Origin of the sequence: Halomonas sp. ATBC28 (assembly GCF_005937175.1) — a bacterium.
GTDB lineage: Bacteria > Pseudomonadota > Gammaproteobacteria > Pseudomonadales > Halomonadaceae > Vreelandella > Vreelandella titanicae.
This window is the reverse complement of sequence record NZ_VCQL01000015.1, coordinates 27898-47270: the sequence shown is the minus strand read 5'-3', so window position 1 is coordinate 47270 and position 19373 is coordinate 27898. Positions and strand designations below refer to the sequence as shown.

At 55.8% G+C, this 19373-nt stretch carries 17 protein-coding genes; 7 read left to right on the top strand and 10 right to left on the bottom strand.

Annotation, left to right across the window (positions count from 1 at the left end):
• Positions 1-9 precede the first annotated feature (9 nt).
• The 4 genes from E0L35_RS17120 to pilM are packed head-to-tail and all read right to left on the bottom strand — an operon-like array spanning position 10 to position 2896.
• On the bottom strand, positions 10-585 hold the full coding sequence (locus E0L35_RS17120) for a pilus assembly protein PilP (protein WP_022520005.1): 576 nt from the start codon (positions 583-585) through the stop codon (positions 10-12).
• Entirely contained in the window at positions 582-1241 is a 660-nt protein-coding gene (locus E0L35_RS17115) for a type 4a pilus biogenesis protein PilO (protein ID WP_022520006.1), read from the bottom strand. Before E0L35_RS17115 ends, E0L35_RS17120 begins: the two co-directional genes overlap by 4 nt.
• Positions 1238-1810 carry a PilN domain-containing protein gene (locus E0L35_RS17110; RefSeq protein ID WP_022520007.1) on the bottom strand — a complete coding sequence of 191 codons (573 nt, stop codon included), beginning with the start codon at positions 1808-1810 and terminating at the stop codon, positions 1238-1240. The genes E0L35_RS17115 and E0L35_RS17110 overlap by 4 nt, the downstream gene beginning before the upstream one ends.
• A gap of 24 nt (positions 1811-1834) precedes the next feature.
• The gene (gene pilM, locus E0L35_RS17105) at positions 1835-2896 is read right to left on the bottom strand and encodes a type IV pilus assembly protein PilM (RefSeq protein ID WP_022520008.1); all 1062 of its coding nucleotides are present in this window, start codon (positions 2894-2896) and stop codon (positions 1835-1837) included.
• A 202-nt stretch (positions 2897-3098) separates the two neighbouring features.
• Here pilM and E0L35_RS17100 point away from each other — a divergent pair, with 202 nt between their 5' ends.
• A complete protein-coding gene (locus tag E0L35_RS17100) occupies positions 3099-5624 on the top strand; it encodes a penicillin-binding protein 1A (RefSeq protein WP_039858713.1) in 2526 nt (841 codons plus the stop codon).
• Positions 5625-5758: 134 nt separating this feature from the next.
• Here the strand turns inward: E0L35_RS17100 and E0L35_RS17095 are convergent, their stop codons facing one another.
• The 3 genes from E0L35_RS17095 to E0L35_RS17085 are packed head-to-tail and all read right to left on the bottom strand — an operon-like array spanning position 5759 to position 9340.
• Positions 5759-7777, bottom strand: a complete 2019-nt coding sequence (locus tag E0L35_RS17095) for a TRAP transporter permease (protein WP_138800942.1) — start codon at positions 7775-7777, stop codon at positions 5759-5761.
• A gap of 32 nt (positions 7778-7809) precedes the next feature.
• The gene (locus E0L35_RS17090) at positions 7810-8322 is read right to left on the bottom strand and encodes a DUF1850 domain-containing protein (RefSeq protein ID WP_009286764.1); all 513 of its coding nucleotides are present in this window, start codon (positions 8320-8322) and stop codon (positions 7810-7812) included.
• Positions 8323-8368: 46 nt separating this feature from the next.
• On the bottom strand, positions 8369-9340 hold the full coding sequence (locus E0L35_RS17085; RefSeq protein WP_027957372.1) for a TAXI family TRAP transporter solute-binding subunit: 972 nt from the start codon (positions 9338-9340) through the stop codon (positions 8369-8371).
• A gap of 361 nt (positions 9341-9701) precedes the next feature.
• Here E0L35_RS17085 and csiR point away from each other — a divergent pair, with 361 nt between their 5' ends.
• The 6 genes from csiR (at position 9702) to gabT (ending at position 16378) form a co-directional block, all read left to right on the top strand.
• Positions 9702-10421 carry a DNA-binding transcriptional regulator CsiR gene (gene csiR / locus E0L35_RS17080; protein ID WP_138800941.1) on the top strand — a complete coding sequence of 240 codons (720 nt, stop codon included), beginning with the start codon at positions 9702-9704 and terminating at the stop codon, positions 10419-10421.
• 136 nt (positions 10422-10557) lie between these two features.
• On the top strand, positions 10558-11736 hold the full coding sequence (locus E0L35_RS17075; protein WP_039858710.1) for an acyl-CoA dehydrogenase: 1179 nt from the start codon (positions 10558-10560) through the stop codon (positions 11734-11736).
• A gap of 42 nt (positions 11737-11778) precedes the next feature.
• Positions 11779-12993, top strand: a complete 1215-nt coding sequence (locus tag E0L35_RS17070; protein WP_039858709.1) for a CaiB/BaiF CoA-transferase family protein — start codon at positions 11779-11781, stop codon at positions 12991-12993.
• A 278-nt stretch (positions 12994-13271) separates the two neighbouring features.
• Positions 13272-14081, top strand: a complete 810-nt coding sequence (locus E0L35_RS17065; RefSeq protein ID WP_138800940.1) for an EAL domain-containing protein — start codon at positions 13272-13274, stop codon at positions 14079-14081.
• Complete coding sequence (locus E0L35_RS17060) at positions 14068-15006, top strand: sensor domain-containing diguanylate cyclase (protein ID WP_138800939.1); 939 nt, start codon at positions 14068-14070, stop codon at positions 15004-15006. Before E0L35_RS17065 ends, E0L35_RS17060 begins: the two co-directional genes overlap by 14 nt.
• Before the next feature lie 94 nt (positions 15007-15100).
• Entirely contained in the window at positions 15101-16378 is a 1278-nt protein-coding gene (gene gabT, locus E0L35_RS17055; protein ID WP_138800938.1) for a 4-aminobutyrate--2-oxoglutarate transaminase, read from the top strand.
• 78 nt (positions 16379-16456) lie between these two features.
• Here the strand turns inward: gabT and E0L35_RS17050 are convergent, their stop codons facing one another.
• From E0L35_RS17050 to E0L35_RS17040, 3 genes are read right to left on the bottom strand one after another with little or no spacing between them, the layout of a single operon-like run.
• Positions 16457-17761 carry a TRAP transporter large permease subunit gene (locus E0L35_RS17050; RefSeq protein WP_138800937.1) on the bottom strand — a complete coding sequence of 435 codons (1305 nt, stop codon included), beginning with the start codon at positions 17759-17761 and terminating at the stop codon, positions 16457-16459.
• A 25-nt stretch (positions 17762-17786) separates the two neighbouring features.
• Positions 17787-18299, bottom strand: a complete 513-nt coding sequence (locus tag E0L35_RS17045) for a TRAP transporter small permease (protein WP_022520019.1) — start codon at positions 18297-18299, stop codon at positions 17787-17789.
• Positions 18296-19315: a TRAP transporter substrate-binding protein gene (locus E0L35_RS17040; RefSeq protein ID WP_009286756.1), complete on the bottom strand. Its 1020-nt coding sequence runs from the start codon at positions 19313-19315 to the stop codon at positions 18296-18298. Before E0L35_RS17040 ends, E0L35_RS17045 begins: the two co-directional genes overlap by 4 nt.
• Positions 19316-19373 lie beyond the last annotated feature (58 nt).

Here is a 19373-nt window from a genome sequence, read left to right as displayed (position 1 = left end):
TGTATCCGCTTACTCGCTGTTTTCGTTGATGACTAGTGACACTTGCCGCTCCTGCCACCCTTCAGGCTGAGTGAACACCCGTTCGGTAACGCGTATTTCTTGGGCGTTGATCTGGGCGATACGCCCATAGTCGGTGCCCATATAGTTACCCTCTTTGACGCTGGTCACGTTGCCATCCGGCGATGCAATCAACGCCACTTGTCGCTCTCCCATACGCATAGTACCGACCAATCGCAGCTCTTGCAGTGAGAAGCGCTCCAGCGGCTCTGGCGCGCGCTGCCGGTCGGGAGCGAGCGCAACTTCGCCTCGATCAGCGCTATCCTGAGCAATCTCGTCGGGAGGCAAAAAAGGGCTACGCCCGTCGCTATACAAGTAGGATAAATCTTGGTTTTCGGGCAGCGCGACAGCCATAACTGGCGGTTGCCCGCCAGGGGTCTGACGAATATCGGCCAGCGTGCCTTCAAGCTGAGCCAAGTCGGCGTCTGCACAGCCGGTGAGCACCACCGCGGAGACCGTCAAGGTGACGGCCGAGGTTGCCCTTCTTGTCCTTCTTGTTGCTACAAAAAGCAGTTGTTCAGCTCTCATGGCGCCTGCGCCCCCTCTGTGGAGGTTTGGTCGCTCTCCTCCACATAGCGGTAGGTGCGGGCCAAAAGCGAAAGACGCAGCGCTTCGCCGCGGCCATCGGCGGGTTCCAGGTTAAAATCGTGCTGGGTCACCATGCGGGGTAGCGAGGCGATATCGGCACTAAAGCGCGCTAACTGGTGATAGCCGCCACGCACCTGTATATCCAGCGGCTGCTCGACATAATGGGCCTGGGCTTGCGCTGTGCGCAGCCGAATCGTTTCAATGGTCAGGCGGTTATCGGCGGCGGCATCGCTAATGCTATCCAGCAGCGAGGGGATTTCTGCATCGGTAGGGAGCATGGTACGCAAGCGCCCCACCTGCCCTTCCAGAGTCGCCAACTGATCGCGCATTTCCGGCAGGAAGGCCGCTTGCGAGGCTTTGCTGCGGTATTCGCTCAGCAGCCTGGCTTCTTGGCGCTGGGCGACCATCAAGGCCTCGCGCTGTTCACTCACCACTAGCCACAGCATGACGCTCAATGCTGCCAGCAGCGCCAAGCAGCAGCACAGCACTTTTAATAGCCACGGCCAGCCGCCGGCCTCTTTAACGTCTAGATCCCGCCAGTCGACATCCCACAGGTGCTGCCACTCAATAGCCCACTGCTCGCGGTTAAGCGTCATGGAAGCGCCTCCTCAACGCCTTGCGGCAGCGCTGCGGTGGTCTGTTCCACATCAAAACGAAATACTCGGCCTGAGCCGTTTTGCTCACTCTCTACCGCCAATAGCGAGGGCACAGCCAACCCCGGTAGAGCGGCAATGCGGCGCAGTTGCTCGGAAACCTGGCGATCACTGCCTGCCACCGCAGTAACACTGACGTTATTCCCGCTCTTCGATAAGCGTTGATAAATGACGCCATTGGCCACGCTCTCTGCCACATCATTAAACAGCTGCACAGCATCCGTTCGCTCGGTCTGCAGCGCCTGAAACACCGCGATCTGCTCGCCTAAACGCTCGGCTTCGCTGGAGTAGCGTGAGACGCTCTCGATATCGGCATTAAGACGCTCAATATGGTTACTAATGTAAGCATTACGTTGCTGCTGGGCTGCCAGCTTGAGCTGGTAAAAATGCGCGACCAGCAGGCCCAGTACTACACCCACCACCAGCATGCCCGCCACCACGACGTAGAATTTGCGGGTTCGCCGTTCACGCTGCGCTTCCCGCCAGGGCAGAAGATTAATCGTCATGCTCATTGGTTAACTCTCATTGACCATGTCTCATTGACTTACCCTCATGGCCAAGCCACCCGCGGTAAGCATCGCTGGGGCATCGCTAGTCAACGCCTGAAGGTTCAAGCGCTTGTTCATCCGCATGTTCTGGAAGGGATTGGCAATGGTCACCGACATACCGCTATCTTCAGCAATGCGCTCGGCAAGCCCTGGAATCACACTCGAACCGCCCGCTAATACGATGTGTTGCACTTCTTGCTGACGCCCGGCGGTGTAATAGAGCTGCAGGGAACGCCCCACCTGCTGCACCACGGTTTCCAAAAAAGGGTTGAGAACACGCTCATGGTAATCATCGGGTAGCCCGCCGCGCTCTTTGGCGAAACCCGCTTCCTCCATGCTTAAATCGTAGCGGTCGCGAATCGCATCGGTGAGCTGACGGCCGCCAAACAGCGTATCGCGGGTATAAACGATATGCCCGCCGCGGACGACGTGGAAAGCATTCATATTGGCACCAATGTCCACCAGACCAAAGCAGGCGGTAGGGTCATTCTCCACCTTAAGCTGGCGCCGCAGCTCGGCAAGTGAACGCTCCATGGCGAAGGTCTCCACGTCCACTGCCGCAAGCTTTAAACCTGCCTGTTCTAGCGTGTCGGTGAGCTGCGTCACATCCTGCTGCCGACAGGCGACCAACACTACCTGCTGGTGCTCATCGTCAAAGGGCGCAGGGCCAAGGCACTCAAAATCAAATGCCACTTCATTGAACGGAAATGGAATATGGCGGTCGGATTCGGCCACGATGCGCTCTTCGATCTCCTCATCGCTTAGCCCGATAGGGAAGCTCAGCGTTTTGGTAATCGCGGCGCTAGCGGGAACAGCCACTGCAGCTTTACGGGTAGAGGGTTTAGCGTGTTCTAGTGCACGACTAAGCACACTGGCAACGCCATCGATATCGCGAATTCGACGCTCCACAACCGCCCCTTCGCGAAGTGGTCGCACGGCATAGCTTTCTACCTGGTAATGATCGTGGCATTGTTTTAGCTCAAGCAGCTTGACGGTCGCCGAGGTAATATCGACGCCAATCAACCCTTTACCAGGTTTTAGAAAGCGCATATTGGGTCTGGCTCCACCTGCTTGTCGCCCGTTTTCACATGTGATTTGAGGTTACATGATTTTTAGTTCCGTCACACGCGAACCCACTTAGCGCATATCAACACTGGTGGCCGCCGCTTCAGGTTCCTATAATGGCTGCCAATTGCATGATACGGCCGTTTAGATGCCGATCTTTTCATTCTTCCCAGGGTGCTCTTCGTACATGACGTTTCTTCGAACCCTTATTGTGTCGCTGTTTTTTCTCATCGTCTCGTTGGTGGGCGCCACCGCCTTAGCCGTGGTGGGGGCCGCCATTTACTTTGCCCCAGGGCTGCCCGACGTTCGCCAACTGCAGGACTTCGAACTGCACACACCGCTACGTATTTTCACCCAAGACGGTAAATTGATTGGCGAGTTCGGCGAAGAGCGCCGCATGGCGATCAATTTTGATGAAATTCCGCAGGATATGATCAATGCCTTGATCGCCGCCGAAGATGCCAGCTATTTTGACCACGCCGGTGTCGACCCGCGAGGCCTGGCGCGGGCGGTGGTTCAACTTGCGATGAGTGGCGATATCCAATCGGGCGGCTCGACGATCACCATGCAGGTCGCGCGTAACTATATGCTGACACTCGATCAGACGTTTACGCGTAAAATTCGTGAAATCCTGCTGGCACTACAAATGGAGCAGATACTCGATAAAGAGGAAATCTTCGAACTTTACGTGAACAAGATTTTCCTGGGCAATCGCGCCTACGGTATCGCTGCCGCCGCCGAAACCTATTACGACAAGCCCCTCGCCGAGCTTAGCCTAGCGCAAACGGCCATGATTGCGGGGCTGCCCAAGGCACCTTCTGCCTTTAACCCGCTGGCTAACTCCGAGCGTTCGCTGATTCGTCGCAACTGGATTCTGTTCCGTATGCGCGAACTCGGCTACATCGATGATGCCACCTATCAGACAGCGGTTCAGGATCCTGTAACGGCCCGCCGCCACTATACCCAAGCTGAAGTCGATGCCGCCTATGTCTCCGAAATGGCACGTCAGTATGCCGTGGAACGCTTTGGCGATGACGCTTACACCGGTGGCTATCGTATTTACACTACGATTGATAGCGAGCTGCAGCCCTTTGCCCGCCAAGCGCTGGCCAACGGCCTGACGGCCTATGACCTTCGCCATGGCTGGCGCGGGCCGGAGCAGCGTGAGATTGCGGCAAGCCTTGTCGAGGCCCAGGAGCAAACCGCGACCCAAGGCCTGGAGGAGGAGCTTTCTGAGTCTCCCGAAATTCGCCAAACCGCACGCCAAGCCGCCCAGCGCAGCCAAACGGAAGTCGAAGGGATCGAGGGCGACGTCAGCAACTGGGTTCAGGTGCTTGAGCGCACGCCCAATTATGGCCTGCTTCAACCCGCCATCGTGGTAGAAAGTAGCGGCCGCGAAATGCAGGTGCTAACTCGCAACGATGGTCTACAGACGATCGGCTGGGAAGGTTTGAACTGGGCACGCCCTTACCTGAGCCCGCGGAGCCGCGGAGCTGCACCCAGCTCGGCTGAGGAGATTGCCGTACGGGGTGATATGGTGCGCGTCATTGAGAATGAAGACGGTTCGCTACGCCTCTCTCAACAGCCGGATACCGAAGGCTCGCTGGTCGCTCAAGACCCTCAAACGGGTGCTATCCTGGCACTCCAGGGCGGTTTCGACTTTAACGCCAGCAAGTTCAATCGTGCTGTACAGGCACGACGCCAGTCAGGCTCTATCTTCAAGCCGTTTATTTACTTAGCGGCCCTTGAGGATGGAGAGATGAACGCCGCCAGCGTCGTTAATGATTCGCCCGTGGTGCTTGACGATGGCAGTAACTCATTGTGGCGGCCGGTCAACTCCAGCCGTGACTTCCAAGGCCCTATGCGCTTACGTCCAGCCCTTGCCCGTTCGCGCAACCTGGTCACTATTCGCGTTCTACAAACCATGGGGCTGGATTACACGATTAACTTTTTGGAGGGCTTCGGCTTCTCTCCCGCCCAGCTCCCTCGTGGCTTATCATTAGCGCTAGGCAGCGCGAGCTTAACGCCGATGGAAATGACCAACGCTTACGCGGTGCTCGCCAACGGTGGTTTCCAGGTGTCGCCCTGGTTTATTGAGCGGGTTACCCGTGACGACGACAATGAGCTGATTGATGAAGCCACGCCGCAGGTTGCCTGCCCCAGCTGTGCCGAAGACCAGGAGACGGTGGAAATTGATGGCCGCGAATACCCGATCGCCAAACGGGTAGCCGACCCAGCCGCTGTCTACATTCTACGCGATATGCTACGTGACGTTATCACCTCGGGCACTGGCCGCGGCGCACTGAGCCTTAACCGTGAGGATATCGTCGGTAAAACTGGCACCACCAACAGCCAGCGTGACGCCTGGTTTGCGGGCTTCAACAGCAACTTGGTGACTACGGTTTGGGTCGGTAAGGACAGCAACGAGACCATTTCTGAATATGGGGCTCAGGCCGCGCTTCCTATCTGGGTAGAATTCATGGGGGATGCCCTGGAAGGTACGCCGAACGCCGTGCCTGAACGTCCAGCAACGGTGGTCACCGCTCGCGTTGACCCTGACTCCGGCCAACGCTTAGCAGATGGCCAGTCTGGCGGGATTACCGAGCTGTTCCACCAGGATCACTTGCCGGATTACCAGCAGCGCCGCATTAGCCGCGAGCTGGAAGAAGCCAGTGGTTCTGAGGGTTCAGGCACCGCTGAGTCGATCTTCTAACTCGATCTTCTAAACCAGCCAATCCTGTAGCACACCAAACAAAAGGCCCACCAAGCAAAAGGCCCGGAGATTATCTCTCCGGGCCTTTTCTGTTACTGGCTACCTTTGGGTCTGTATATAGGGTCGCCTAACGTTTAACCACTAACGGGGGTCGCAGGTACTTCGCGCTTACTGGCCAACCAGTTAGCGCCAATGGCGACGATCATGACCGCGACACCAGCAATTTCGGTCATCAGATTGGGATAGAACACCCCAAAGATCGCGGCGGTAATCGCGATGCGCGGTAGCCACGACATTTTGGTAAACAGATAGCCTTCCAGCGCCGCGGCAAAGGCACCTAATGCCAGAATGGCAATCACTCCATTCCAGATGACCACCGGCACCGGGCCACCAATGATAATCTCAGGGTTGAAGACCATAAACAGTGGGATCAGGTAGAGCCCTTTGGCAAACTTCCACGCCTGAAAGCTGGTTTCCATCGGCTTACTGCCCGCAATCGCCGCCCCGGCAAAGCCTGCCAAGGCGATGGGAGGCGTCACATTGGAATCCTGGGAGTACCAGAACACGACCAGGTGGGCGACCAGCAGCGGCACACCAAACTCGGCTGTCAGTGCAGGGCCGACGAGGACGATGAGCACGATATAGCTGGCGGTAACGGGCAGCCCCATCCCCAGTACTAAGCTTGCCAACAGTACCATCACCAGCGCCAATACCAGGTTGCCGCCGGAGAAAGCCAGCATCATGGAGGAGAATTTCAGTCCCAAGCCGGTTAAACCCACTACCCCAACGATAATCCCGGCGACTGCACAGGCCATGGAAACCGCTACCGCATTGCGAGCACCTAGTTCCAAGCCCTCGATCAGCTTGGCAAAGCCTGTACGTACCACGTCTTTAACGGCCGTTGCGGTCACTGGCTGGCCCTGCCTGGGCGCCACAAAGAAGAACCACAGCACATAGCGCAATACCGCTACCGCCAAAATGGTGATCACTGCGTAGTAGCCTACCCGCATGGGCGACATACTCATCGCCAGCAGCCAGACCAGCACCGCCAACGGCAGCAGGAAGTGCCAGCCATCCTTCATGACCTGGCGCATCTGCGGCAGTTCATCCTTGGGTAGCCCCTGCATGCCCTGCTTGAGAGCGATGATATGCACAAACAGGTACACCGTCGCGAAATACATGATCGCTGGCAGGATACTGACCTTGACGATGTCCAGGTACGGCGTATTGGTGTACTCAGCAATCAGGAACGCCCCGGCCCCCATTAACGGCGGCATGATTTGCCCGCCGGTCGAGGCCGCCGCTTCGATACCACCTGCCTGCTTGGCTTTGTAGCCCAGCCGCTTCATCAATGGAATGGTAAAAGCACCGGTGGTGACCACGTTGGCAATCGCGCTGCCAGAAATCGAGCCCATGCCCGCCGACGCCAATACCGCCGCCTTGGCTGGCCCGCCACGCTGGCGGCCGGTCGCCGCATAGGCCATATCGATAAAGAATTTACCCGCCCCGGTGCACTCCAAAAAAGCACCAAAGAGGACAAAAATAAAGATATAGGTCGCCGCAACGCCTAGCGGCAGGCCGAAAATACCCTCTTGCCCCAAGTAGAGTTGACCGGCAACTCGATCAATGGTGTATCCGCGGTGTTCCAGAATGCCCGGCATCCACTCGCCAAGCCACGGCAGCTCGCCCCGCGGCCCCGCAAAGGCATACACAATCGCCAAGAGGCCAATCACGGTCATACCAAAACCTACCGCGCGACGGCTGGCTTCCAGTACCGTCACCGTGGCAATACAGGCGACCAGAATATCGGTCTCATTCCAGAACCCTGCACGGCTAAAAATCTCATCCAGGTTGAGTACCAAGTAACCACCGGTGAGAATCGCCCCGGCAAAAAACACTAGATCAAGCCCCCAGCCCAATACACCACGTTTGCGAGTGGGCCCAAAGGCTGGAAACATTAGAAATGCCAGCACCATAATCAGTGCCAGGTGAATACTGCGCTGATAAAAAAGCCCTAAGGGCTGAATACCGGCAGAGTAGAGCTGAAACAGGGAAAGACCCACCGCCACAATGGTGATCGACCACAGCACCATGCGGGGTTGAATCACATTACCGCCGGGCACCACGCTCGACGGTTGATTGGATTCGCTCATGAAGTCCTCGGAAGCGTTAACTAATGTCGTTTTTATTCACGCGGGGATGCGTGAGGGTCTATCAACTGAATGGTTACGCGTTGTCCAGCGGCGTGCTCACTGAGGCTCACTGGCGCATGCTCACCGCCAGGCCACACCACACGATGATTAACAGCCGGTGAACCTACCCTCAACACATAACGGTTATTGGCTACAGGCTCGTTAATGGCATTAATCCAGTAACCGCCCTCACCGTCTGATACCTGCTCGCCGCGGCCAAAAATATGCCCAAGCCCTGCGGCGAAATCGGGTTGATGGCTACGCTCTAATTGCATGACGCCCGCTACATTACGATAGCAGTCCAGCACCGTGAAATGTTCAACGGAGTGCTGCCACTTAATACACCAGCGACCGTCAGCCGGCACCGCTTCATCCACTAGCGTGTCGCCTTGTTCGGTCACCACGGCTAGGCGCATAAACGCCGACGCCGAAGCGGGGGAAGCCCCCACTTCGGCGAACGGACAACATGCAATCAGTAGCGCCATCAGTCGTCGCTGCCACTGCATGGCAATGTCCTTATGGCAATCTGATTATGAAAATATCATTACACGATTAAGGACGCAGACGATCCGGGATTTCAGCACCGACTTCTTCGAAATAGCGCAGTGCGCCCGGGTGCAGCGGCACGGGGGTCGACTCCATAGTGAACTCAACGGTGGTGTCGTTAGCCGCCGGGTGAACCGCAATCAGCTCATCGGTGTTTTCAAACAGCAGTTGGGTGAGTTGATAAGCCAGCTCTTCGTCCATATCGGCATTAACGACCAGCACGTTGGGGATACCGATGGTCTGAACGGCTTCGTCCATACCGTCGTACATACCCGCAGCAAGTTGGTAGGGAGCAAATACCGCTTCTTCTTCCTGGGCATTGGCTACCTCTTCATCAGACAAGCCAATCAGGCGAATATCGCGGGTGGCTGCCAGGTTGAGAATCGAGCTGGTGGGTGGCCCAACGCTCCAGAAGCCGGCGTCGATATCACCGTCGCGAATGGCATCAGCGGTTTCGTTGAAGTTAAGGCGCTGGGGAGTGAAGTCTTCATAGCTAATGCCATTGGCTTCAAGCAATGCACGGGCGTTCAGCTCGGTGCCGCTACCCGGTGCACCGACGGAAACGCGCTTACCCGCTAGATCAGCAATCGATTCGATATCCGACTCGGCCAGGGTCACCAGCTGTACCGCGTTGGGATAAACCGACGCCAGTGCGCGAGTATTTTCAATCTGGCGGCCTTCAAAATCATCCGTGCCGGTATAGGCTTGATAGACCGTATCGGCCAGAGCCAGGGCGAGATCCGCGTCACCGCGCATGATCAGGCCCATATTTTCAACCGAGGCACCGGTCACTTCAGCAGTCGCCTGAGCGCCTTCGATATGGTTGTTGATCATTTCGGCAAAACCACCGCCGATAGGGTAGTAAACGCCACCGGTACCGCCAGTCGCGATTGAGAGTTGTTGAGCGCTTGCTGGAAGTGCAACCGCGAGCATAGAAGCGGCAGCGGCTGTGGCGTATAGAGAGCGTAGAGTTTTCATGAGCATTTCCTCCGTCCTGCTTGGACTTATAGGTATGGTTGACGATAAAAAGGAGGTGTTGAAGCCCCAGCTTCTGGCTGCCGTCACGACGAACCGGAAGCGGTGGAGGTGAAGTTAGCACGGCTTATGCGTTGGATGCTAATAGGGCGTTATCAGCGCAGCAGTGCCTTTACCTCATACAGCCATGAGTGCCTCAGAAGGTGTAACCGCCCAGCAGTTGGATCGAATAGCCAGCTATTAAAATCCTGAAATCCCGCATAAATGTCTTATTTTATGCCGAATTGTTATTATTTATTGATAATGGCCGTCAATTTCGCCCACCCCACCGTTATTATTGATTCAGGATAGGAGCCACACTGCTATGGAGCCCGGTTTTAAAGAGGAAAATAGTCGGGATAAAGGCGCGCCGCGGCAAAACCTCGCCATTAGTGCTTATCGCCAACTCAAGCACGACATTATTCGTGGCCGCTATGCACCTGAGCAGAAGCTGCTGATGAGCCGACTAAAAGAGCAGTACGGCGCCAGCACCGGGCCGCTAAGGGAAGCGCTATCACAGTTAGTCTCTGACCGCCTTGTGGTCGCGATCAGCCAGCGCGGCTACCGGGTAGCGCCCATGTCGCTGGCCGAACTCAACGATATTTACGACGCCCGGGCTCAGCTTGAAGGGCTGATCCTGCGCTTAGCTATAGAGCGCGGCGACGACGACTGGGAAGCCACGGTGCTGGCTACCGCACATCGGCTGGCCAAGGTCACCGACATCAACACCCCCAACGACCTGCTCGACATCTGGGATCAGCGCCACAAAGCCTTCCATACCGCCATTGCCAGCGGCTGCAACTCCCCTCACCTACTGCAAATGCGCAACACCCTGTTTGACCAGGTAGAGCGCTACCGCCATCTGTGGTTGCAGGAAACCGTGATGTCGTCCCAGGCGCTGGAGCTTAAGCGCCAGGAGCACGCTGCGCTGGTCGATGTCATTCTGGCGCGCGATACCGCCGAAGCCGACACCCTGATGCGCGATCACCTGATGACCCCCGTACCGATCATTACCCGCGTCCTTCAAGAGCGCGGCATCGGCTGAGCTTTTCGTTTCGGCTCTTCGTCCCAGACCAAAGTTCTACGTTTTAAAAAAATGTAGATATTTTAAAAAAACGGCGATACATTGGCTGCAAGCTATTTTGCATCTATTCCTTCCCACTATCCGAGGAATCTACGCCATGACGCATTTCAACTGGGACGACCCGCTACTTCTGGAACAACAGCTCACCGATGAAGAGCGCCAGATCCGCGATGCGGCCTACGACTACTGCCAGGAAAACCTTCAGCCCCGCGTGCTAACCGCCTTCCGTGAAGAGCGCTTTGACCGCGAGATCATGACCGAAATGGGTGAGCTTGGCCTGCTGGGCGCCACCGTTTCCCCCGAGTACGGCGGCGCAGGCGTTAACCACGTAGCCTACGGTTTGATTGCCCGCGAAGTAGAGCGCGTAGACTCCGGCTACCGTTCGGCCATGAGTGTGCAGTCTTCGCTGGTGATGTACCCCATCGAGACCTACGGCTCCGAAGAGCAGAAGCAGAAGTTCCTGCCCAAGCTTGCCAGCGGCGAAATGGTCGGCTGTTTTGGTTTGACCGAACCCGATCACGGCTCTGATCCGGGTGGCATGATTACCCGGGCGGAAAAAGTTGACGGCGGCTACCGCCTGACCGGCGCCAAAATGTGGATCACCAACAGTCCGATTGCCGATATCGCGGTGGTGTGGGCGAAATCAGCGGCTCACGACAATCAGATTAAAGGCTTTATTGTCGAGCGTGGCACCGAAGGTTTCACCACGCCCAAAATCGAAGGTAAAGTCTCTTTGCGCGCATCAATTACCGGTGAGATCGTGCTGGATAACGCCTTCGTTCCCGAAGAGAACCTGCTGCCCAACGTCAGTGGTCTGAAAGGCCCCTTCGGCTGCCTCAACAAAGCCCGCTACGGCATCGCCTGGGGTGTGATGGGCACGGCCGAGTTCTGCTGGCACGCAGCGCGCCAATACACCCTCGACCGCAAGCAGTTTGGCCGCCCGCTGGCTGCCAACCAACTGATCCAGAAAAAGCTCGCCGATATGCAGACCGAGATCACCCTGGGCTTGCAGGCAGCCCTGCAGGTGGGCCGCCTGATGGATAGCGGCAACTGGGCACCGGAAATGGTCTCTCTGATCAAACGTAACAACTGCGGCAAAGCGCTGGATATCGCCCGCCAGTCTCGCGATATGCACGGCGGTAACGGCGTCTCCGACGAATACGGTGTTATTCGCCATATGGTCAATCTGGAGTCGGTAAACACCTACGAAGGCACCCACGATGTACACGCTCTGATTCTGGGTCGCGCCCAGACAGGCATTCAGTCGTTCTTTTAATCACCGCACCTTGATCACTTGTCACTTATTAACGGAGCCTCTATGAACGAGCTAACCAAACCACTGGCCGGTATAAAAGTACTCGATATTTCCCGCGTACTGGCCGGGCCGTGGTGCGGACAAATGCTCGCGGATATGGGGGCAGATGTGATTAAGGTAGAGCGCCCCGGTAGCGGCGATGACACCCGCCACTGGGGCCCTCCTTGGCTGGCGGGCAGCGAAGAGTCGGCGTACTACCTGTGCGCTAACCGAGGTAAACGCTCGCTGACCGTCGATATGGCCAAGCCCGAAGGCCAGGCAGTGATCAAGCAGCTAGTCGCTAACTCTGACGTGCTGATAGAGAACTTTAAAGTTGGCGGCCTGAAACGCTACGGGCTGGATTACGCCAGCTTAAAGGCGCTCAACCCTAGGTTGATCTACTGTTCGATTACCGGTTTCGGCCAGGAGAGCCCTTACGCTCACCGCGCCGGTTATGACTTTATGATCCAAGCCATGGGCGGGATCATGAGCCTAACTGGCAAGCCCGACAGTGAACCCGGCGGTGGCCCGGTAAAAAGTGGCGTCGCCTTTACCGATATATTCACCGGGTTATATGCCGCTAATGCAATTTTAGCGGCGCTTTATCAGCGCCGTGATAGCAGCGAGGGTTGCCATATCGATATGGCATTAATGGATGTGCAGGTAGGCGTACTCGCCAATCAGGCACTCAATTACCTCACCTCCGGCAATGTGCCCCAGCGATTGGGTAACGCTCACCCCAACATCGTGCCTTATCAGGCGTTTGCCACCCAGGATGGCCATATGATTATGGCTGTCGGCAACGACGAGCAGTTCAAGCGTTTTTGCGCGGTGCTTTCGCTACCGGCTTTGGCGGAAGATCCACGCTTTGCCACCAATGGCGCCAGGGTAAACAATCGTGCTCTGCTCGTTCCGCAGCTGGAAGCGGCGTTGGCCCAGCGCAGCACTGATGAATGGCTAGCCGCTTTTGAAGCCGTAGGCGTTCCCTGCGGGCCGATCAATACGCTGGATCGGGTGTTCGACGACCCCCATGTGAAAGCCCGCGGACTTAAGCAGACCCTGCCCCACGACCAAGCAGGTCAGGTGGATCTGGTCGCTAACCCTATCCGTTTTAACGGTGCCCAAATGAGCGCCACTACGGCGCCGCCTCACTTAGGCCAACATACGGAAAGCGTGCTGGAAGAACTTGGTATTAGCTTGGAGCAGCGCACTGCGCTTCGCGCAGCAGGCATCATTTAATAGCACTAATGGTTTATGCACTCGATTTATGCACTTCCCTCTTATAGGCGCCTACTTGGCGCCTTTTTTTAAGCCAAAAGAACAGACCAATATTGCAAGCCAAGAAGCAGGCACCTGGCTAATGCTTCGCAACCCATGGTTGTACAAAAGCTATACAAAACGTATATTAAGACCTAAAGTTAAGAGCGTTGAATGCTTCAACATAGGCTATAGGCATTAATCTATCTAATGTTATGGCATTAACAGCGCCATCCAACACCCATCCCTCAGGAGCAGCTATGAGCCAGTGCGCACGCGTCAATGGCAGTTGCAAACGCTGTGAAGGCGACTTGCCCTTTGAGTTCACCATGGCCTTTCAGCCAATCGTGGATCTATCGCTGGCCCAAATCGTCACCTATGAAGCACTGGTTCGTGGGCCGTGCGGTGAATCCGCTTGGAGCGTCATTTCGCAAGTGACTGATGAGCTCCTCTACCGTTTTGATCAGGCCTGCCGGGTAAAAGCAATCGAAATGGCCAGCGCACTGGATATGCAAACCGACCTTTCGATCAACTTTCTGCCTAACGCCGTTTATGAGCCCGAAGCCTGCATCCAGGCAACGTTAGCGGTATCAAAACGGGTGGGTTGGCCTACCCATCGGCTTATTTTTGAAATCACCGAAACCGAGCGCGTCCGCGACCGGCAACACCTGTGCAATATTATTAATGCCTACCGCTCCATGGGCTTTAAAACGGCGCTTGACGACTTTGGCAATGGTTACGCCAACCTTGACCTGCTCACTGACTTAACCCCCGATAAACTTAAAATCGATCGTGAGCTGGTGATGAACTGCGATAAGGATCTTCGCCGCCAAGCACTGTTAAACGCGATCATCCTGCTCGCCCAAGAGCTCGATATGACTCTTATCGCCGAAGGTGTCGAGACTCGTGCCGAAGCCTTATGGCTAGCACGGGCTGGCATTGTCCAGCAGCAGGGTTTCTACTACGCAAAACCGGCGATTAACACTTTGTGCACCAATATTGTTCCGCTATTAGTGGGGTTAAAAAATGAAGTAGATAGCAGCTCAGGAGCGGTGTATGAAAGAGATTAGTCTCGACAGACTCTACCAGTTATTTAACCGCTCAAAGCGCAATACCGAAAACGTTATCAAAGCGGCACCGATTGGAATCTGTATTACAACCCCTTCGGGTCACTTTGAAATGGTCAATCCAGCTTACTGTGAATTTTATGGCTACCGGCAGGAAGAGCTTTTAGGCCAGCACCTTACCCACGTAGTGCCCGAAGAGAACCATGCGATTTTATCAGCGCTGCATACTGAGTTTATGCAGGGCAACGAGGATCAAGAGCTGCGCCAAGAGTGGGATGTGGTTCTCAAAAACGGCGGAAGACGCACCATCATCGCCGAAGCTGCGCGTATTGAGGCTGACGACGGCGAACCGCGTAAAGTCACTTTCATAATCGACATTACCCAGCGCAAACAGCTAGAAGAGCGGCTCAAGCAGGCTAATGAGCGCTTGGATCATATGGCTCACCACGATGAGCTAACGGAGCTGCTCAACCGTCGTGCCGGTTTGCAGCGCCTGGATGAAGAGATCAAGCGCTGCGAGCGGTATGGAACACCTTTCAGCATCGCGATCTATGACCTGGATGACTTCAAAGCGATCAACGATACCTATGGGCACAGCGCGGGCGATAGCGTTTTACAACAGATCACCTCCTTAGTGAGTGCTGTACTGCGCGATACCGATTTGCACATACGATTGGGCGGTGAAGAGTTTTTAATCATTATGCCAGGCGTAAATTCTGAAGAAGCCTACCAAGGCATGGAACGCATTCGTGAAAGCGTCGCGCAACAAACGTTTACTAAGCACCAATTAACGATGACGCTCTCATCGGGGATTGCCAGCTACGTTGAAGCCTCGGGCAAACGGCTACTTGATCGTGCTGATAAAGCTATGTATCAAGCTAAACAGACGGGGCGCAACCGTGTTGTCATTGCCTCGTCATCCATGTAGGCAACGCTTTTAAACTTCACAATCAGGCCCCTATCAGGCACCCCTATTAAGCACTATGCTAAAAGATCAATCCTCATCAATTAGGAAGTAAGCCATGAGCAGCAATGCCGAACTAAACGAGCTAAAACATAAATACGTCGCTGCTGGCGCTGCAAGCCCCGCAACGGCGTTCGCCGACCACGCTGAAAACGCTGAAATCTGGGACGCGGACGGCAACCGCTTTATCGACTTCGCAGGCGGCATTGGCGTACTCAACGTAGGTCACCGTCACCCCAAAGTGGTCGCAGCGGTAAAAGCCCAGCTCGATAAGCTGATGCATACCTGCCAAACGGTCATGCCTTATGAAGGCTACGTGAAAGTCGCGGAAAAACTCAGTCACATCGTGCCCGTTCGTGGCCATGCCAAAGTCATGCTGGCCAACTCGGGTGCGGAAGCGCTGGAAAATGCGGTCAAGATCGCCCGCGCCGCCACTGGCCGTTCTAACGTTATCTGCTTCGATGGCGGCTACCACGGCCGTACCTTCTTCACCATGGCCATGAACGGCAAGGTGGCGCCTTACCAGAGCGACTTCGGCCCCATGCCGGGCACCGTTTTCCGTGCGCCCTACCCGGTGCCTTACCACGGCGTTAGCGAAGACGAAGCTATTCGCGGCCTGAAAATGACGCTGAAAACCGATGCCAACCCCAAAGATACCGCGGCCATCGTGCTCGAACCGGTGCTGGGCGAAGGCGGCTTCTACCCGGCCTCTACCAGCTTCCTGACCAAGATCCGTGAGATCTGCGATGAGCACGGGATGCTGATGATCATCGATGAAGTGCAGTCAGGCTTTGGCCGTACCGGCAAAATGTTTGCCATTGAGCATAGCGGCGTTGAGCCGGACATTATGACCATGGCGAAGAGTATGGCCGACGGCATGCCGATCTCCGCCATCGTGGGTACTGACAAGGTGATGGATGCTTCAGGCCCTAACTCATTGGGCGGCACCTACACCGGCAGCCCTACCGCCTGTGCGGCCGCGTTGGCGGTCATGGAAGTGTTTGAAGAAGAGAGCATCCTGGAGAAGAGCCAGGCTTTGGGCGACAAGCTGGCCAAGCGCTTCAACGTTTGGGCAGATAAGTTTGATTGCATCGACAACGTGCGCAACATGGGCGCCATGGCTGCCTTTGAACTGGTGTCGAACAAAGCCGATCACACGCCTAACCCTGAACTGGCTGCCGCGCTGTGCAAGAAAGCCCGCGAAGAGGGCTTGATCCTGCTTTCCTGCGGCATGTACGGCAACACCATCCGCTTCCTGATGCCCGTCACCATTCAAGATGACGTGCTCAATGAAGGGTTGGATATTATTGAGTCCTGCCTGGATTCACTGGTGTAATTAAGCGTTAGTCAGCAAGAACCAAACCGCCGCCCAAATTTGGGGCGGCGTTTTTACTTGTGTGGATACCTAACCGGTTTATTGCGCCATGAAGCGAGGCAGCCACAAAACAATATCCGGCCATACGCTGATGATCAAGGCCGCCACGCACATCAGCAGGAAGAAAGGTAGCGCTGCCAAGGCCACCCGGCTGATGCTTTCCCCCGTCAGGCTTTGCAGCACAAACAGGTTGAATCCGACTGGAGGCGTTATCTGGCCAAGCTCGATCATGATGATCAGGAAGATGCCAAACCAGATGGGATCGAACCCCGCCAGCAGTACGATCGGCAGCGTAATCGGCAGGCTCATCACGGTGATCGAAATACCGTCCAGGAAAAGCCCCAGCACCACATAGAAAACCGCCAGCGCCAGCAACAACGACATCGGGGTAAAGTTTTGCGCGGCGATCCACTCCGCAAGCTCCCGGGGCAGGTGCAGGTAGCCCATCGCCGTGGAGAGCAACGTGGCGGTAATCAACAGGCTGCACACCATGATACTGGTGATTAACGTGCCTCTGAACGCCTCAATAAACAGCCGCGCCGAAAGCTGGCGCTCGACGCCAAGCAGCACCAGCGTTGCGGCCACGCCCACCGCCGCCGCCTCCGAGGGCGTGGCAATACCGCTATAGATAGAGCCAATCACGATGCTGATCAACACCAGCACGGGCAGCAGAAGCAGAATGGATTGCCCTACGCTCTGGTCAGTCGCTGCCTGCTTGGGTGCCAACGACGGCGACAAATAGGTCCTCGCGCCGATATACGCGCTATACAGCAGCGCAATTAACAAACCCGGCACTACCCCCGCCATGAACAGCTGGCTAATAGAGACTTCCGCCTGAACGCCATAGACGATCATCACGATCGAAGGCGGAATCAACAGCCCCAGGCTACCGGCGCCCGCCAGCGAACCGATCGATAGGTTGCGATCGTACCCCCTCGTTTTCAGCTCCTGGGTGGTGATTTTGCCAATCGTCGCGGTCGTCGCCGCGCTGGAGCCGCTCACCGCCGCAAACAGCGTACAGCCAAGCACGTTGGTGTGGAGAATACCGCCCGGCAAATGGCGGGTGATCGGCACCAGCCCTTTGAAAAGCCGCTCGGAAATGTTGGAGCGAAAAATCAGCTCGCCCATCAATATAAACAGCGGGATGGCCGATAACTCCCAGCTATTACTGGCACGGTAGAGAATTCGCGAGAAAATCAGGCCAATACGATCAGCACCGAAGTCGCCAAACAGCCAAAGCGAGCCGATGGACACGGCCAGCATGGATGCAAAAATCCAGGTGCCCATCGACAAAAAGAACAACAGCAGTACGCCGACCCCGACGGCCGACCAAAAAATATCCATAACGCCTTTCCTATTAGTCGCTGCTTCAATTGACGCTAGACGAGTAGCCTGAACGCAGAGCCATTATTTTTAGGGCTCTGACTAACAGAGTGATGGAAATTAACCACATGCCCACGAGGATGGCGCTCTCCGGCAGCCAAATAGGCGTCTCTGCCATGGTTTCACTGACGGTGCCGCGGCTGTAGCTACGCAGAACATTCTGAAACCAGAAGGTCGAGAGCCACACAAAGCAACCTGCCGTTACCAAGCTGCTGAATAGCTCCAGCGGCCAGCGCATGGTTTCAGGAAAGCGCTCCAGAAGCAGAGAGACACGGATCAGCCCGCCCTTCTCCAGCACATAAGGCAGGCCTAAAAAGGACATAGTAGCCACGGCATAGCCGATATACTCATCGAGGATAAACGTCGAGTGGCCAAACAGCCTCAGCGCTATCTCTAACAGGATATGGCCGAGCATATAAATAATGAGCAGCACGGCAATGACAGCACCGACCCTATTGAGCAGTTTAGAGATACGCTCAATGACATTGAGCGCCCTCATTCGGCGCCTCGGAACTCGCTCAAGATCGACTCGCCGTCATCTCCGGTATTCTCCAGCCAGCTCTCGACCACGCCACTGGCGGCTTCCTTGAGAGGCGTTAGCAACTCGTCCGAGACGGGATCACTGATCACGACGTCGTGCTCACTAAGCGTCTGGTAGTTTTCTTCGGTACGCGTTTCAACCGCTTCCCAGTTGTGTTGGTCAGTCAGGCTGGCCGCTTCCATGACCGCATCCTGTTGAGCGTCGGTAAGCGATTCGAACGCATCGCGATTCATGTGCACCATGTTAAGGGGAATGGCGTACTGAACCCCGGCAAAGTAATTCTGGTGCTCCCAAAAGCTGGCATTGGCCCCCGCTTCGGCGGACGTTAACACCGCCTCGATACCGCCGGTGGCCAGTTGGGGTACCACATCGGCCCAGGACAGGCTGACCGGCGAGGCACCTACATTTCTAAATGTCTCGGTACCGTTACGGTCAAAGGTGCGAATCTTCAGGCTCTCAAGATCGTCCTGGCTCGCGACCTCGTCTTCCGACCAGATACCGCTCGGCGGCCAGGGCGAGGCATACAGCAGCACCTGGTTATTATCGGCGAACACCTCTTCGTAATAGGGTTTTGCTATGTCATAAAGTCGCCGCGCATCGGCAACATCGTCGACAATAAAGGGGAGCGAAGAGAGTAGAAACAGCGAATTGATGCCGCTCATGGTGCCCGAGAGGGTATCAGCTATCTCGACGGCGCCATCGGCCACGCCATAAAAATGATCGCCGGAATTAAAGCCGAGCGAGCCACCCGTATGCAGCGTGATATCAATTTCGCCATCGGTTAATTCGGCAAGCTTATCAATAAAATAGGCATCGCCCTGAGCATGAATGGAGGACGCATTATACTCATTGGAGAAGTCCATACTGACCGACTGGGAATGCGCATAGCCACTGACGAGTAGTGCCCCTAGCGCTATCGAAAGTTTTTTACCTGAATGAGGGAATTTGTTATTTAAATCAGCAGGATGGAACATTCTTTTAACCCCTATTTTTGATTGGTATAGGGATTAAACTACAGTCATTTGGGAACCA

Bases quoted from the DNA above. Each gene is read 5' to 3' on its own strand.
- E0L35_RS17120 (WP_022520005.1), bottom strand. From the start codon at position 585: ATGAGAGCTGAACAACTGCTTTTTGTAGCAACAAGAAGGACAAGAAGG.
- E0L35_RS17115 (WP_022520006.1), bottom strand. From the start codon at position 1,241: ATGACGCTTAACCGCGAGCAGTGGGCTATTGAGTGGCAGCACCTGTGG.
- E0L35_RS17110 (WP_022520007.1), bottom strand. From the start codon at position 1,810: ATGAGCATGACGATTAATCTTCTGCCCTGGCGGGAAGCGCAGCGTGAA.
- pilM (WP_022520008.1), bottom strand. From the start codon at position 2,896: ATGCGCTTTCTAAAACCTGGTAAAGGGTTGATTGGCGTCGATATTACC.
- E0L35_RS17100 (WP_039858713.1), top strand. From the start codon at position 3,099: ATGACGTTTCTTCGAACCCTTATTGTGTCGCTGTTTTTTCTCATCGTC.
- E0L35_RS17095 (WP_138800942.1), bottom strand. From the start codon at position 7,777: ATGAGCGAATCCAATCAACCGTCGAGCGTGGTGCCCGGCGGTAATGTG.
- E0L35_RS17090 (WP_009286764.1), bottom strand. From the start codon at position 8,322: ATGCAGTGGCAGCGACGACTGATGGCGCTACTGATTGCATGTTGTCCG.
- E0L35_RS17085 (WP_027957372.1), bottom strand. From the start codon at position 9,340: ATGAAAACTCTACGCTCTCTATACGCCACAGCCGCTGCCGCTTCTATG.
- csiR (WP_138800941.1), top strand. From the start codon at position 9,702: ATGGAGCCCGGTTTTAAAGAGGAAAATAGTCGGGATAAAGGCGCGCCG.
- E0L35_RS17075 (WP_039858710.1), top strand. From the start codon at position 10,558: ATGACGCATTTCAACTGGGACGACCCGCTACTTCTGGAACAACAGCTC.
- E0L35_RS17070 (WP_039858709.1), top strand. From the start codon at position 11,779: ATGAACGAGCTAACCAAACCACTGGCCGGTATAAAAGTACTCGATATT.
- E0L35_RS17065 (WP_138800940.1), top strand. From the start codon at position 13,272: ATGAGCCAGTGCGCACGCGTCAATGGCAGTTGCAAACGCTGTGAAGGC.
- E0L35_RS17060 (WP_138800939.1), top strand. From the start codon at position 14,068: ATGAAAGAGATTAGTCTCGACAGACTCTACCAGTTATTTAACCGCTCA.
- gabT (WP_138800938.1), top strand. From the start codon at position 15,101: ATGAGCAGCAATGCCGAACTAAACGAGCTAAAACATAAATACGTCGCT.
- E0L35_RS17050 (WP_138800937.1), bottom strand. From the start codon at position 17,761: ATGGATATTTTTTGGTCGGCCGTCGGGGTCGGCGTACTGCTGTTGTTC.
- E0L35_RS17045 (WP_022520019.1), bottom strand. From the start codon at position 18,299: ATGAGGGCGCTCAATGTCATTGAGCGTATCTCTAAACTGCTCAATAGG.
- E0L35_RS17040 (WP_009286756.1), bottom strand. From the start codon at position 19,315: ATGTTCCATCCTGCTGATTTAAATAACAAATTCCCTCATTCAGGTAAA.